At 43.3% G+C, this 15,261-nt stretch carries 12 protein-coding genes; 8 read left to right on the top strand and 4 right to left on the bottom strand.

Annotated features, from left to right (window positions below; translation table 11 throughout):
• The first annotated feature begins 32 nt into the window (after window positions 1-32).
• From J1905_RS05080 to J1905_RS05070, 3 genes are all read left to right on the top strand, one after another.
• The gene (locus J1905_RS05080) at window positions 33-1,079 is read left to right on the top strand and encodes a helix-turn-helix transcriptional regulator (RefSeq protein WP_214226149.1); all 1,047 of its coding nucleotides are present in this window, start codon (window positions 33-35) and stop codon (window positions 1,077-1,079) included.
• 84 nt (window positions 1,080-1,163) lie between these two features.
• Entirely contained in the window at window positions 1,164-1,979 is an 816-nt protein-coding gene (locus J1905_RS05075) for an SDR family NAD(P)-dependent oxidoreductase (RefSeq protein WP_214226148.1), read from the top strand.
• A 78-nt stretch (window positions 1,980-2,057) separates the two neighbouring features.
• Window positions 2,058-2,954 (top strand): helix-turn-helix domain-containing protein, encoded by an 897-nt coding sequence (locus J1905_RS05070; protein ID WP_214226147.1) that lies wholly within the window; start codon window positions 2,058-2,060, stop codon window positions 2,952-2,954.
• A gap of 1 nt (window position 2,955) precedes the next feature.
• On the opposite strand, the gene J1905_RS05065 is transcribed toward J1905_RS05070, so the two are convergent.
• Genes J1905_RS05065 through J1905_RS05055 form a run of 3 tightly spaced genes read right to left on the bottom strand, consistent with a single transcriptional unit; the run spans window position 2,956 to window position 8,380 of the window.
• Complete coding sequence (locus J1905_RS05065) at window positions 2,956-6,108, bottom strand: error-prone DNA polymerase (protein WP_214226146.1); 3,153 nt, start codon at window positions 6,106-6,108, stop codon at window positions 2,956-2,958.
• Between the two features lie 14 nt (window positions 6,109-6,122).
• Window positions 6,123-7,631 (bottom strand): Y-family DNA polymerase, encoded by a 1,509-nt coding sequence (locus J1905_RS05060; RefSeq protein ID WP_214226145.1) that lies wholly within the window; start codon window positions 7,629-7,631, stop codon window positions 6,123-6,125.
• An 11-nt stretch (window positions 7,632-7,642) separates the two neighbouring features.
• Window positions 7,643-8,380 (bottom strand): ImuA family protein, encoded by a 738-nt coding sequence (locus tag J1905_RS05055; RefSeq protein ID WP_214226144.1) that lies wholly within the window; start codon window positions 8,378-8,380, stop codon window positions 7,643-7,645.
• Window positions 8,381-8,619: 239 nt separating this feature from the next.
• Here J1905_RS05055 and J1905_RS05050 point away from each other — a divergent pair, with 239 nt between their 5' ends.
• Window positions 8,620-9,060 carry a pyridoxamine 5'-phosphate oxidase family protein gene (locus J1905_RS05050; RefSeq protein WP_214226143.1) on the top strand — a complete coding sequence of 147 codons (441 nt, stop codon included), beginning with the start codon at window positions 8,620-8,622 and terminating at the stop codon, window positions 9,058-9,060.
• On the opposite strand, the gene J1905_RS23575 is transcribed toward J1905_RS05050, so the two are convergent.
• On the bottom strand, window positions 9,057-9,572 hold the full coding sequence (locus tag J1905_RS23575) for a helix-turn-helix domain-containing protein (RefSeq protein ID WP_250318009.1): 516 nt from the start codon (window positions 9,570-9,572) through the stop codon (window positions 9,057-9,059). The two genes, J1905_RS05050 and J1905_RS23575, sit on opposite strands and share 4 nt — an antisense overlap.
• A gap of 562 nt (window positions 9,573-10,134) precedes the next feature.
• Here J1905_RS23575 and J1905_RS05040 point away from each other — a divergent pair.
• The 4 genes from J1905_RS05040 (at window position 10,135) to J1905_RS05025 (ending at window position 15,148) form a co-directional block, all read left to right on the top strand.
• Window positions 10,135-11,778, top strand: coding sequence for an alpha-L-fucosidase (locus tag J1905_RS05040; protein ID WP_214226141.1), 1,644 nt, complete (start codon window positions 10,135-10,137; stop codon window positions 11,776-11,778).
• Entirely contained in the window at window positions 11,762-12,865 is a 1,104-nt protein-coding gene (locus J1905_RS05035) for an endo-1,4-beta-xylanase (protein WP_350027967.1), read from the top strand. Before J1905_RS05040 ends, J1905_RS05035 begins: the two co-directional genes overlap by 17 nt.
• On the top strand, window positions 12,866-13,723 hold the full coding sequence (locus J1905_RS05030; protein WP_250318008.1) for an alpha/beta hydrolase: 858 nt from the start codon (window positions 12,866-12,868) through the stop codon (window positions 13,721-13,723).
• Window positions 13,724-13,843: 120 nt separating this feature from the next.
• Window positions 13,844-15,148: a sensor histidine kinase gene (locus tag J1905_RS05025; RefSeq protein ID WP_214226140.1), complete on the top strand. Its 1,305-nt coding sequence runs from the start codon at window positions 13,844-13,846 to the stop codon at window positions 15,146-15,148.
• Window positions 15,149-15,261: the final 113 nt, after the last annotated feature.

Here is a 15,261-nt window from a genome sequence, read left to right as displayed (position 1 = left end):
TTTTTAAGATTAACTTTTAATGCTATTACTTTATGTCTGTTAACAAACTTGCACTGATCCGCTATAGAACCATCGATGAATGTTTAAAGAACAGATTCAGAAAATGGACCCTGGAGGATATTATTGAGCGTGTGGCACATATGCTTTATGAGTATGAAGGAATTACATCCGGTGTAAGTAAACGCACGATACAGGCAGATATTCAATTGATGCGTAGCGATAAGCTGGGATATAATGCGCCAATTGTTGTTAGTGACAGAAAGTTTTATGCTTATAGCGACTCGTCCTATAGCATCACCAAGGTTCCCATTAATGCTGCTGATGTGAACAAAATGAAGGAAATTGTAGGCATACTTAAACAGTTCAATGGATTCAATTATTTTGATGAGATGAGTGATATGATCACCAAGCTGGAGAACAATTTGTATAAGTCTACACATCCGAATGAAAACTACATTCAGTTTGAAGGGAACAAACAACTTCGTGGACTGAAACACATTAATCCGCTATATCAGGCAATTCTTCAGAAGAAGGCATTACTAATAGAATATCAGTCTTTCAAGGCAAAAGCGCCCATCCGAAATGTGTATTATCCATATCTGTTAAAGGAATACCGGAATCGTTGGTTTTTGATTGTTAAAGCCAGAGACGGAAAGGCTTTGATAACCATGGCTCTTGACCGAATTGTCGATTTTCAGACCTTAACCGAAGAAACATACAGAGCGTATAAAGGCGTAGACTTCGACCGTTATTTCGAAGATCTGCTTGGGGTAACCAAATCGGAAAAAGACAGGGCGCAAAAAGTAGTCTTAAAGGTGAATAAACTCAACGCACCTTATGTTTTAACCAAACCCATTCACCATAGCCAGCAGCTGTTAGCTGAAGATGCGGAGGGAACTACCATCAGAATTGATGTTGTACTAAATTTTGAGTTGGAAAGGGAAATTCTCGGCTTTGGTGAATGCATGAAGGTTCTTTCACCAAGAAATCTTGCTTCCAGAATCAATAAAAGACTCACCCAGGCGGCCAGACAATACGAAACAGATGACGCGATACCTAAGTTCACAACCAACCGTTAAAATGTATCATACATTCCTCCTTCTGTATAAGTGCTAAACAGTACATCTACCCTAATTTTGGGGTATCATTAAATAGAAGGAAAAATGAAAAAGACAATTTTAATTACAGGAGCTTCCCGGGGTTTTGGAAGAATATGGGCAGAAGCATTTTTGGAACGTGGTGACAACGTCATTGCAACAGCAAGAAATATAGAGTCGTTAAATGACTTGGTGGCCTCCTACGGCAATTCAATTCTTCCGCTCCAACTGGATGTAACCAACAGAACACAAAGTTTTGAGGTCATCAATAAAGCGCATCAGCATTTTGGACAGTTAGACGTAGTCATCAACAACGCAGGTTATGGCTTGTTTGGCACCATCGAAGAAGCAAGCGAACAAGAAGCCCGCGATCAATTTGAAGCCAATGTTTTTGGTACACTATGGGTTTCACAAGCCGCCATACCTTTAATGAGAAAACAGGGAAGCGGACACATTATACAGGTATCAAGTGTCCTTGGTATAGCCGCAATACCCAATTTAGGTCTTTACAATGCTTCCAAATGGGCTGTTGAGGCCATCAGCGAATCGATGGCAGCAGAAATTAAAAGTTTCGGAATACATACCACACTGGTGGAACCAATAGGTTATAGTACAGATTGGGCAGGCCCTTCTGCAGTACATAGCAAAACCATTCCTGCTTACGATGAATTGCGTACTGTAGTGTATGAGCAGCTGCAAAACATGCCCTTTGGTAATCCAGATGCCACAGCAGAAGCCATCCTGAAAGTGGTAGATACTGAAAATCCACCCTTACGCGTTTTCCTTGGTAAAACGGCACTGCCATGGGTAAGCCAGGTTTATGCTGATCGGTTAGCACAATGGGAACAATGGAACGAGGTATCGGTGGCCGCCCACGGATAACAAAAACCAAATTAAGTCATTTAAGAAAAATCTATGTGTTAATCACCTGGGTTTTTCTTATTTTGTAAAATAACAAGCATGAAACATTTCAAAACCATTAGCGAGCTGTACAAATTAAATGGTTTCCCACAACCGGAAAACCCTTTACTTAGCCTGATTACCTGTACTCAGTTAAATAGTTGCACACTTGCCTACACAGAGTTTACCAGCGACTTCTATATGATCGCCTTAAAAAAAATGAAATCAGGTACTTTTTTATATGGTAAAACAAAGTATGATCATGACAATGGTTCCATGTCTTTCATCAAGCCAAGGCAAATTATAAAACTAGAAAACATCGAACTGGAAGAAGAGGGATTTATCATTTATATACACGAGGATTTTCTGCTGAACCATGCACTTCATTCGGAGATCAAGAAATATGGCTATTTCGACTACGAAGTAAATGAAGCTTTACATTTATCGCCCAAAGAAGAAGAAATCATCTGGGATTTGTATCATAAAATTCAGACCGAATACAACAATAATCAGGATGAATATACCAAAGACATCATGATGACCCACATTGACTCGATCTTGAAATATGCGCAAAGGTTTTATAAACGCCAATTTTTAAACCGAGATGTATTGTCGGGAACAATCACTTCGAAGTTTTTGGGAATATTAAATACTTATTTTGAAAGCGGTCAGCTCAAAAATGAAGGCCTGCCAAGCGTAAAATATATGGCTGGTCAGCTGAACACTTCAGCCAGGTATTTGAGTGACCTGCTCAAACAGGAAACAGGAAAAACTGCATTAGACCATATCCATATCTTCTTGATTGAAGAGGCTAAAAACTTACTCATCAGCAATGACAACACCATTGCTGAAACTGCCTATCAACTGGGTTTCGAAAACCCTCCATACTTTACCCGCCTGTTCAAAAAAGAAGTCGGACTTACCCCAATGGAATACAAAGAACAGTTTTTGAATTAACCTATTTAAAATTCCTTCCTCCATGAAAGGTTTCCTTTAAAACAGGCAATTCCTCCTGTTCCCGCTGCACCAGTTTTCCCATAAGTTTAGTCAGATCCACACATTTGCTGACGATAACATGTACCACCTCTCCTTCCCGCTGCAAACGGCCTTCTACCATTAGCAACCTGGAATGTATAATTTCCTTTCGGTAGGTCTCAAAAAGCTTTTCAAAAACTACAAGATTACTAAAGCCGGTCTCATCTTCAATGGTAATGAAACATACTCCGGCAGCAGTTCCTGGCCGCTGTCGTACCAGAACCAGTCCGGCTACCTTTACCAATTGCCCATTACGCGCTTCCTTATTGATCTGATGGCAGGACAAAATTCTCAGCATTTCTAGTTGCGGGCGAACGAAGCTAACCGGATGTGCCTTTAATGACAAACCAACAGTCTCATAATCCTGAACCACATGCTCCCCCTGGCTCATCAGCGGCAATTCTACCTGTGCTTCCAATACGCTTTCTGAAGGTTGTCCTTTAAAAATCTCCACCGGCATATCCTGTAAAGCAGATACCTCCCATAGCGCTTTTCTGCGATCCAGATCAATAGAGCGGAATGCGTCTGCGTCTGCCAATCGTTCCAGTGTATTAATTCCAATTCCAACATCCCGTAGAGCTGTAACGGTCTTATACCCTTTTCCCTTACAATTCACCAAAACATCCATCTCCTGCTCATTAAGTCCTTTAATCTGTCGGAAACCCAAACGAATTGCATAGTACTTTCCTGATTTTTCTTCCAACAAATTATCCCAGGTGGAATAATTGATATCAACCGGTCTTACCTCTACCCCATGTTTCTGTGCATCAATCACAATTTGTGCAGGTTGGTAAAAGCCCATCGGCATGCTGTTGAGTAATGCTGTTGCAAAAGCATCCGGATAATAATGTTTCAGCCAGCAGGACACATAAACCAACAAAGCGAAACTCGCCGCATGACTTTCCGGGAAACCATAACTCCCAAAACCCTCCAGCTGCCTAAAAATGCGTTTGGCAAACTCCTCGGTATATCCCTTCGCCTTCATCCCTTCAATCAGCTTCTTTTCATATAGGTTAACTGTACCGGTATACTTAAAAGTCGCCATACTGCGGCGCAAGCCATCTGCTTCAGCCGGGGTAAATCCAGCAGCTACAATGGCAATCTTCATGGCCTGCTCCTGGAAAAGAGGCACTCCAAGGGTTCTTTCCAATATTTCTTTCAGTTCCGGAGAAGGATAAACGACATCTTCTTTCTTATCACGTCTCCGCAAGTAAGGATGCACCATATCTCCCTGTATCGGACCCGGTCGAACAATGGCAACTTCAATCACCAGGTCATAAAAACATTTAGGTCTTAACCTGGGCAGCATGGACATCTGCGCCCGGCTTTCAATCTGAAATACCCCCAATGTATCCGCCGCACTGATCATCTCATAAACTTCTGTGTCATCCTGAGGTATATTAGCCAGGGTTAAGTTTAAACCATAATGTGCTTTACACAAATCAAAAGCCTTACGGATACAAGTAAGCATACCTAAAGCCAATACATCCACTTTCAGGAAACCCAGTATATCAATATCATCCTTGTTCCATTCAATGTTCGTACGGTCTTCCATACGTGCATTAAGGATCGGGCACAGATCAGTCAACTTCCCATTGGTTACCACAAAACCGCCTGTATGTTGTCCCAATTGCCTGGGGAAACCCATCATCTGTGCTGTCAATTGGAGTGTTTTCCTTAGATGTGGGTCTTGCGGGTTCAATCCCTGCTCGGTAACACGCTTGCCCTCGAACCATTCATCGGTAAACTCCCATATGGAACTGGAGAGCCGGTTAATGGTATCTACTGATAAACCCATCACTTTACCCACATCACGTAAAGCCCCTTTTTGGTGCAGTTGAGTCACTGTGGCTACAATCGCCGCACGGTCACGACCATACTTGGTATAAATGTATTGCATGATTTCCTCTCGCCGTTCATGCTCAAAATCCACATCAATATCGGGTGGTTCATTTCGGTCTGAAGAAATAAAGCGTTCAAACAACAGCTCAAATTTCATGGGATCTACAGAAGTTACTCCCAGACAGAAACATATGGCTGAGTTGGCAGCAGATCCTCTTCCCTGACATAAAATGCCTCTGCTTCTAGCTTCCCTGACAATATCCTCCACAAACAGAAAGTAATTTGCATAATCCATCTTCCGCACAAAATCCATTTCATGGGCAATCATGTTCAGTACTTTCTCCGGGATGACCTCACCATAAAAGGCATGTGCACCTTTCATGCACAGGTATTCCAATTCTTCCAGAGGGGAGCGTCCACTTTTATTGATCTCTTCCGGATATACATATTTCAATTCATCAAGCGCAAAACTGCAGGCCTCTGCGATAACCACTGTATTGCGGATTGCTTCGGGATAGTTACGGAACAAGCGGTGCATTTCTTCAATCGGTTTCATGTAGCGCTCTGCATTCTGATGCAAGCGGAAACCAGCTTCCTGGATGGTACACTTTTCTCTAACACAGGTCAGCACATCCTGTAATTCCCTTCTGGAGGGATTATGGTAATGTACATCACCCGTGGCCACAACGGGTATCTCAAACCGTTCAGACAATTGCTGGATGCGAAAGATCAGCTTGTCGTCATTACCCAGATAGGTTCGTGTTGCAGAAAGGTAGAGTTGCTTACCCAAGGCTTCTTTATACTCCTGCAAATCTTTAACAACGGAATCGTCAAAATTAAAGTGTCGATTCAATACACCTGGCATCACAACAGTAAACAACATCCCCTTAGCGTGCTCATAAACATCTGCTTTATGCAAATGGCAGGATCCTTTTTCGGCACGTAGGTTCCCAACCGTCAATAGAGCCGACAGTCTGCAATAAGCGTCCTTATTGGTTGGATAAGCCAACAAACTTGGTCCGTCCAGTAAATCCAGCCGGCATGCCGGAATGAGCTGAATGTTTTTTTCTTTAGCTGCAGCGTGAGCACGGACTATTCCGGCCAGCGTATTTCGGTCTGTAACGGCAATCTTTTTATATCCAAAAGCTGCTGCCTCGTCCACCAGTTCATTGGGATGGGATGCTCCCCTTAAGAAGCTGAAATTAGAAGTTACCTGTAATTCGCTATATTCCATTGTCTCCTCCTTATTTAAGCAAAAAATCCATGTAAAAACCATTGATATCGCTGCTCTCCCCCGTAGTGACCTGAACGGAACAACCAGTAACGCTGTCCCAGTTCGTCTTCCACCTGGTAATAATCCCTGTGCTCCCCTACATCCAGCCACCATTCCCGCTCTATGCGTTCAGGGCCATCAGCTTTGACCACAGAATGCTGAATACCTTTATAAATAAAAAACTTAGGAGGATGATCCGGTATTAATGCCATCACTTCGATTGGGGCAGGTTTATTGAGTAGTTCGGTGGGACGTGGTCTATCTATATGCCACTCAGTGGTTGGTTTATCGGTAATTGAAACTGCCCGATTCGCTGATCTTTCAGGCCAATAACGCGCTGCAGGTACATAACGGTGAATCACATCAGCTCCCATTTTACCAGCTACCCGGTCTAGCAACTGGATCACACTTTGGTCGTCCAGTCCAGGTTTGCCTGCCCAAAGCGCTTCCTGTCCTGGTAATATCTCATCTACTTTAGGTGCTTCCAATACAAACAACTCAATTCCTAATGCCGGACGGATTTGATCGATCTTCAATTGAAAAAGTTTAAACAAATGAGGGACACTACAAGTTGCTCCACTGGTGCCTATCGAAACCTGTACTACCTCGCCATCAATACGGTAACAAGTCAGCAGCCCAGTTCTCAAACCCTTCCCTTCGTTCTGCAACCGCAGGCATAAATGCTCCAATAGTCGGCTGATCGCCATTTCAATACCTGTACGGGTTTTGATCGGTTCCAGACAGGGTAAACGTTCCTGAAAAAGAACAGGCAGTTGTAAGGGCGTAATCAGTTCATCTGCGGTACCTAAAGCCTGACCCAAACGGGTTAAAAAATCTTCTCCAAATCGCCTGCGCAATACTGAGCGTGGCATCCCTACAAAACTCCTGATCTGGTAAAAGCCTAGCTTGCGCAGCTTAGTTAGGGTAATTTCGGGTAAACGTAAGGCTTCAGGAGGCAAAGAAAGTAATGATTCTGTGTGTGCGCCAGGTGCAATCAGTGGGGTTACTTTTCCAAAACGAGCGATAGCCCAGGCCGCACCTGGGCTATCAGCCATTGCAACACGAACTGTATATCCTTTGCTTTTTAACCTGGATACGATTTCTTTCAGGTATTTCCGTTCTCCGCCCCAAAGGTGGGTACAGCCACTTACATCCAAAAATAAACCGTCTACAGAAAAATCATCAACCATTACTATAGGTGAATATCGTATACACCACTCTCCCAGTCCCTTCAGCAGTTTGGCCGAACGACCAGCTTTATCATCCAAGACCTCCAGTCCTGGACACAAGGCCTTGGCATCAGCCGCACGCATCCCTGTTTCAATTCCCTGCGAAACCGCTACTTGGCTGACTCCTGTAATTATATTACGTCCATGATCAGGAGCTGCAAAAACAAATGGCACGTCAGAAAGTTCTGGCCGGCGGATCAGCTGCCAGTCGGCCAGTAATTGGCGAAACCATATGGAAACATAACGCTTTGGCATTTCCTAACTGTTTAACCAATTTGTCGTTCGGTATGCTCGTACCATGCAGCTGTTTTCAAAGTCGGTAGCGCTTCTACAAAGCGATCACCTCCCCATTCCAGAATCCAGCTGCCTGGGTTCCCGTTACGGACTTTGGTCAGCTCTACCTTCCAGCGCGGAAAGCCCAGGCCAGGCATTCCATCTTCGGTTACGCTGGGCACCGGGCTAATCTTCCAGCGTGCCGTTGCTACTGTACTTATAGCTTTCCGGGCATCTTTACGTAAAATAAAACCGGTCACTCCTGATTCTTCCACGGCGAGCTGTAACCTACGGGATTCAATTAAACTCAATTCATTCAATTCAGCCACTACAGCAGCAAGACCTTCACATTTTAATGCTTCCTCCATGATCCAGAGCACATCTTTTTCTAGGGTAACATCCATAAAAATAATCCGATCGGGTTCAACATTGAACGTACATAAGGAAACTGGAAACAACTTTCTGGCTGTACTGATCCATACGCAGGCTGCTCCATCTTTCATCAATACCGATAGCAAGCCGCCGATAAATCCATCGCTAGCCGCTGAATGTTCCGGTAGCACTGTAATGAATTCATGAATGGCTTTTCTGGGAAAAACTCCGTTTGGAAATGCTTTTTCAATTGCTCCTAAACCAATCATTTCCTCAGTCATTGTACCCTGAGGTTTAAAGCCTTGCCACAGCAGGATATCCTGCTGTAATTTATTGACCAATTCCTGTTTTGCGTTCATGATGTCATCCCCTTTCCTAACTCATTGTATGAGTAATACAAATGAACGAACAAAGGTAATACTAAAATTATTAGTATTTACAAGAAGCTATATAAAATGTTTTTAAGATCATTTAAAATTTTGAGCGTACTAAATATCTCACTAAAGTGATATAGATCATATGTAATTCTGGATCTTCTCTTCATCTTTGATTAGTACATTCTTATATACAAATGTTTAAAATTTATTAATCATAAAAAATGTTAGGAGAACTAAATAAAAAGGAGCTTATTGACTTACTTGAAAGTCAGGTTATTGGCAGGATCGGTTGCCACTCCGATGGTGAAACATACGTAGTACCGGTTAATTACGTGTATAAAAACAATGCGATTTACGCCCATTCAGGGAATGGAAAGAAAATCGAGATGATGCGTGCCAACCCAAAGGTATGCTTTCAGGTAGACCAGATCAAGGATACTTTTCGCTGGAAAAGTGCTATTCTTTGGGGAGATTTTGTTGAACTGACCGGTGAGGAACGTCAACAGGCAATGCAGGGCATTATACACAGGATTATGCCTTTAACTAACCGGCCATCACAAGATAGTTCCCATGGAATTAAGGTTGAGGAGCATGCTAGCCTTGTCGTATACAAAATTGACCTAACAAAAGCTACCGGAAAATACGAAACTCATGGAAACTAATGGTGATTCTTATATTCACGAGGGCTCATACCCGTAATTTTTTTAAATGTCCTGGAGAAGTGAGAAAGATTTTCAAAACCGGTTTGCTGCGCAATGTCTGCGTATTTAGCATTGCTGGTCATGATCAGGTACTGGGCGCGCTCAATTCGTCTTTCTGTTATGTAGGCTAAAGGGCGGGATCCGGTATATTGCTGAAATAGTCTGGAGAAATATTCTGAATTCTGATGTATCCGGGCAGCAAGTGACGTCACTGACAGCGGGAGGTGTAGACTGACCACAATATGACTGATGGTATCCAGTATTTTTACCGGGATTTGCTGGCGTTCCCTTTGGGCAATGATTTCAGGCCCTGAAAATCTTGCCATCAATTGAAGTAAGATACCATGAGTCTCCAAAAACTGCGTAGTATTTTGCTGGTGGTTTAGTTCCTGGTATTCCTGATAATAGACGTCCTTTTCATAAATCTTTGGATCGTCAGACCGGTTAATACCACGTCCGGGATTGATCAGCAAAAGACGCTTGAAGTTGAGTATGTCGATTTCCATTGCTGGAACCTTGAAAATAGACCTGTTTTCGGCAAACAGCGATATTCCGTCAGAAGATTCTTCAAAGAACTGCACAAAATATTGGTCAAGCGAGCCGCTGCAGACCAGGTTACATAAGGTGAAGCTTGGTATAATATACAAATATCCGCTTTCGAGTTTGAGTTTCTTTTCGAAATGGGAGATCTCCCCCTCCCCACCCGCTATGTAGTATATCCGGTGGTAAGGACTCACGACGTTTTTATAGTTCCACCGAGAATCAAGTTTCACTGCATTCACATTCAACAGTGAAAAATTATGAGTAAGTATGCGCTTGATCATAAGCCAAGGTAATAAATTTTTAATAATCTGTTTTAGAAAAAAAATAGTCTGTTTTTGTCTAATTTTAACAACTAAACAGACGTATTTTTGAGTTCGAGCTGCTTTAACCAGCACAAAGATAAAACCGAATATAAACACCTTCCAGGCAAGTTTTGTTAAAAACGACTAAACACGCTAAAAAAGGCAATCGATTGCAATTGTGTAATATAATATGAAACGGAGAACACTGATTAAAGGCGGCATCGCCGGGCTGGCAAGTTTGTATGCAACCCGCTCTTATGGTAGCGCATTTTTACAAAATACATTGGCAAACAATGCAGCTGGCCCCTACCAACCAAGCTGGGATTCGCTGGCACAGTACCAGGTACCGGAATGGTATAGGGATGCGAAATTTGGAATATGGGCACATTGGGGACCACAATGCCAGCCTGAGCGTGGTGATTGGTACGCCCGCGGGATGTACGAAGAAGGCAGTGATCAGTACAAATACCATTGTGAGAAATATGGCCACCCTTCCAAATTTGGCTTCAAAGATGTCATCAATGAATGGAAGGCTGAAAAATGGGATCCGGAGGCGCTGGTAGCACTTTATAAAAAAGCAGGTGCCCGGTATTTTGTAGCCCTTGCCAACCACCATGACAATCTGGATCTCTACGATAGTAAACACCAGCGATGGAACTCGACTAATGTGGGCCCGAAAAAAGACCTGATGGCGGGCTGGGCTGAAGCAGCTAAGAAACAGGGACTGCCGTTAGGGGTCAGTGTTCACGCCGCTCACGCCTGGAGGTGGTACGAGACCGCGCAGCGCGCTGATAAGTCAGGCCCTATGGAGGGAATTCCCTATGACGGCAAGCTAACCGCTGCTGAGGGAACCGGGAAATGGTGGCAGGGATATGATCCGCAGGAACTTTACGCACAAAACCACCCGCTTAGCCAAAATAGTCTCGACGGCGGATCCATCCACGGGCAGTGGAACTGGGGAAATGGCGTATATCCGCCGAGCAAGGCGTATTGCGAAAATTTTTACAATAGAACCATCGACCTGATTGATAAATATGAGCCGGAACTGGTTTATTTTGATGATACTGCCCTGCCCCTATGGCCAGTAGATGATGCCGGTCTGCGTATTGCAGCTCACCTCTATAATAAGAGCATTAAAAAGCACGGAAAACTCAAGGCGGTCATCAATGGAAAGATATTGGATGAACAGCAGCGCAAATGTATGGTATGGGATATTGAACGGGGCCAGAGTAACTCGATAGAACCTCTGCCCTGGCAAACGGATACCTGCATCGGGCAATGGCATTACGACCGCAGGGTGTATGAGAACAACCATTATAAATCAGCAAAGACGGTAATCCATACCCTCATCGATGTAGTCAGCAAAAACGGAAACCTCCTGCTCAATGTACCACTACGGGGAGATGGCTCTATGGATGAAAAGGAACTCGCTGTAATTGAAGGCATCTCCGATTGGATGCAGATCAACAGTGAGAGTATATACGGCACGCGGCCTTGGAAAATATTCGGCGAAGGCCCTGCCATGGAATCTGCGGCAGCACTGAGCGCCCAGGGGTTCAACGAAGGAAAGGGCAAACCATTCGGATCTTCAGACATCCGATTTGTAAAGAAAGGATCAATACTCTACGCTAGTTTACTGGGATGGCCTGAAGATCGAAAGGTGCTCATCAGATCACTGAATACAACTGCCGGAAAAGTGGAGAAAATCAGTTTGCTGGGACATCAGGGCGCCATTGCGTTTAAACAAAATACTGAAGGATTGACAATTGACCTGCCTCAGCAGGCACCAGGAAAGAACGCTTTTGTATTAAAAATAAATGGAAATGTTGTTTAAAAATAGGTTTTCATTCTTGGTATGCGGCCTGGCGTTATTTTTCATTTCCGGCAGCTTGTCTGCGCAGCAACCAAAGGAAGATAAAAAAGGGCTAAAAGACTATTATAAAAACTTTTTCCCGATTGGCGTTGCGGTGACGCCGAGGCAGTTGGAAGATTCCGCCCAGCGCAAATTTATATTGAAGCATTTCAATAGTTTGACAGCCGAGAATGTAATGAAAATGGGGCCAATCCATCCGGAAGAACATCGCTACAACTGGGAAGGCGCTGATGCCATTGTTAATTTCGCTACTGCAAATGGCCTTAAAATAAGGGGTCACAATTTATGCTGGCATACTCAGGCACCAAAATGGATGTTTGTTGACAGTATCGGAAATCAGGTGACAAAAGAGGTTTTACTGGGGCGGCTAAAAGCGCATATTTATGCAGTAGTAGGGCGCTACAAAGGGAAAATCTACGCCTGGGATGTAGTTAATGAGGCGGTTTCGGATAACCCGAAGGAGTTTTTACGCAACTCCTTATGGTACAAGATCTGTGGAGAGGACTATATCGCAAAGGCTTTTGAATATGCCCATCAGGCTGATCCTAAAGCAATGCTTTTTTATAATGATTACAATACAGAGTACCCGGAGAAGAGGCAGCGCATTTACAAATTACTGAAAAAATTAAGGGATGCGGGCGTCCCTGTGCACGCGGTGGGTCTTCAGGGACATTGGTCAGTAAAAGATCCCTCGGAAGAAATGCTCAAACAGGCCATTAGCCAGTATGCTTCGCTTGGGATTAAAGTGCAGGTGACTGAACTTGATGTTTCCATTTACACTGACGGGAATATTCCGGAGCAGGCTGGTGCAGCGTCTAATTCCGCATTTACCGCTGACCTGCAGCAGCAGCAAGCAGAACAGTATGGAAAATTCTTCAACGTTTTCCGGCAACATAAAGGAACTGTAACAGGTGTAACCTTCTGGAACCTCTCCGATCGTTACAGCTGGCTGGATAATTTTCCGGTTCGCGGACGTAAGAACTATCCACTGTTATTTGATAAAGATTTACAGCCCAAAACTGCCTACTGGAATGTAATCAGGTTTTAAATGAATGTTATAATAGAAAATATACAGATGAAAAAATTGATTTTACTTTTGGTAATACAGCTGAGTTTGGCAATAACCATTTATGCACAGCAACCCGGGCTACCACCGGAAGGGTTTGATGTGCCTCGCAGCGGGATTCAGCATGGTAGCGTGGATACCATCAGTTACGCCTCCAAAACTGTCGGAACCACACGAAGAGCAATCGTTTACCTTCCCCCTGGATATTCGCAGCAAAAAAAATATCCTGTGCTTTATCTTTTGCATGGGATTGGCGGGGATGAATACGAATGGCTGAGAAATGGAAGTCCGGAGCGTATCCTGGACAACCTGTATGCCGATAAAAAGCTTGCGCCAATGATCGTTGTTTTGCCTAACGGCAGAGCAATGGCGGATGACCGGCCGACAGGAAACGTGATGGCTGCAGATAAAGTAGCTGCATTTGCAACATTCGAAAAGGATCTTTTAAATGACCTGATCCCTTTTATAGAGCAGCGCTATTCGGTGATCAAAGATAGGAAGCAGCGCGCCATCGCCGGCCTGTCTATGGGTGGCGGTCAGGCCCTGAACTTTAGACTGGGTAACCTGGATAAGTTCGCCTGGGTAGGCGGTTTTTCTTCAGCTCCCAATACTAAACAGCCTGAGGAACTGGTTCCGGATGTTAATGCTACACAAAAAAAACTCCGATTGCTATGGATCTCCTGCGGAACCGAGGATAACCTGATCCACATCAGCGAAAGGACGACTGCATACCTGGCTAAAAACAGCATCAACCACGTTTATTACAAAGCACCTGGCAAGCATGATTTCCAGGTTTGGAAAAAAGACCTGTATAACTTTTCTCAATTACTGTTCAAATAAAGTCTTTTGCTTGATATTATATTTATTTCAATTTTGATAGCGCACTAGAACTAGATAATACTTCATTTACACTGATAAGATTTCATTAGATTTGTTACTTTAAAACTGGCAACTCTTTTGATGATTAACGGTATAAGACGGCTACACTCTCAATTGATCGGCAGCAATGCTGACACACCACTGCAATCCAGGATATTTCATGAAGTAAGTCTGATTGCCATGATTGGTCTTCCTTTAGCCGTACTGGTAAATATTTTCATAAAGGTGCCTTTAGTCAATGTCGCAATTTTGGCTGCTTGGTTTCTAACCATAGCAATGTATATCAATTCCAGGTATTTTGGAAGGTTGCGCCTTAGCTTCATTTTATTTAGTACAGGCACGAGTGTACTAATGGGATTTAATTACTTCATCAACTCAGGTATACACGGCCCTACACTAATACTTTACCTCCTTTCGTTGGTTTTTACACTTTCGGTAATGCCACCCCGACAGTACTTATTTTGGATACTCATCAATGTTGGAATTGTTAGTGGATTATTGTTATTTGAGTATTATAACGGCGAATTGATTCAGGTCAGTTATGCAAAACGAAGTGATTTGTTCATTGACACAGCAACAACCTATATTTGTGTAGTGGCATGTATAGGTGCGGCACTATCCTACCTGATCATCAATTATCAGCGTGAGAAAAACAATGCACTGACGGCTTCCCTTGCACTTAAGGAAGCCAATGACGCTAAAACCAGGTTATTGTCTATTCTGTCGCATGACTTACGTTCTCCACTTAATTCTATCGCCATTTTCCTGGAGACACTTCATGAATATGAATTATCGCCAGAGGAACGCCGCTTTCTGGAAAGTAACTTGCTCAATGAAACAAAAAATACACAGGTAATGCTACACAACTTGTTGAACTGGACCAAATCACAAATGGACGGAGGCAACAGTGTAAATATGTTGAAACTAAATTTGTCTGAAATAGTAACGAGCTGTCTGCTTGTGCAGCAGGCATCGGCAGATATAAAAGCTATCAAAATCAGTATGGATATTGATCAGAACATTGAACTCACTGCTGATCTGGATATGCTTAAGCTGGTGATTAGGAACCTGATCAATAATGCCATAAAATTTACCCCAGTCGGAGAGAAAATTCACATTTACAGCTCCAACGATTCCGGCTATGTCAGGCTGCACATCAGAGATAATGGTGTAGGAATTCCAATGGCAAGACATGAAGACCTTTTTAAACTCTATGCCGTATCAACTTATGGCACAAACAATGAAAAAGGTGTGGGTCTGGGGCTGATCTTGTGTAAAGAGTATACTGAAATGCAGAAAGGCAGGATAAGCTTTAATAGTGTACCCGGCAAAGGGTCAACCTTCAGTTTGGAATTTGCCGATCCTAACGCTGAATCGTTTGTTTAATTCTATATCGTTTCCATCCATCTATATAGCAACAGAAATTTCTACTGACACAATAATTGCGGAAGAATTGTAACCTGACTGCAGATCGTATTTTTACTCTTACGATAGATGTA

Source organism: Pedobacter sp. B4-66, from assembly GCF_018492665.1.
Classification (GTDB): domain Bacteria; phylum Bacteroidota; class Bacteroidia; order Sphingobacteriales; family Sphingobacteriaceae; genus Pedobacter.
The sequence above is the reverse complement of the archived record's forward strand: the minus strand, read 5'-3'. Positions and strand labels throughout refer to the sequence as shown.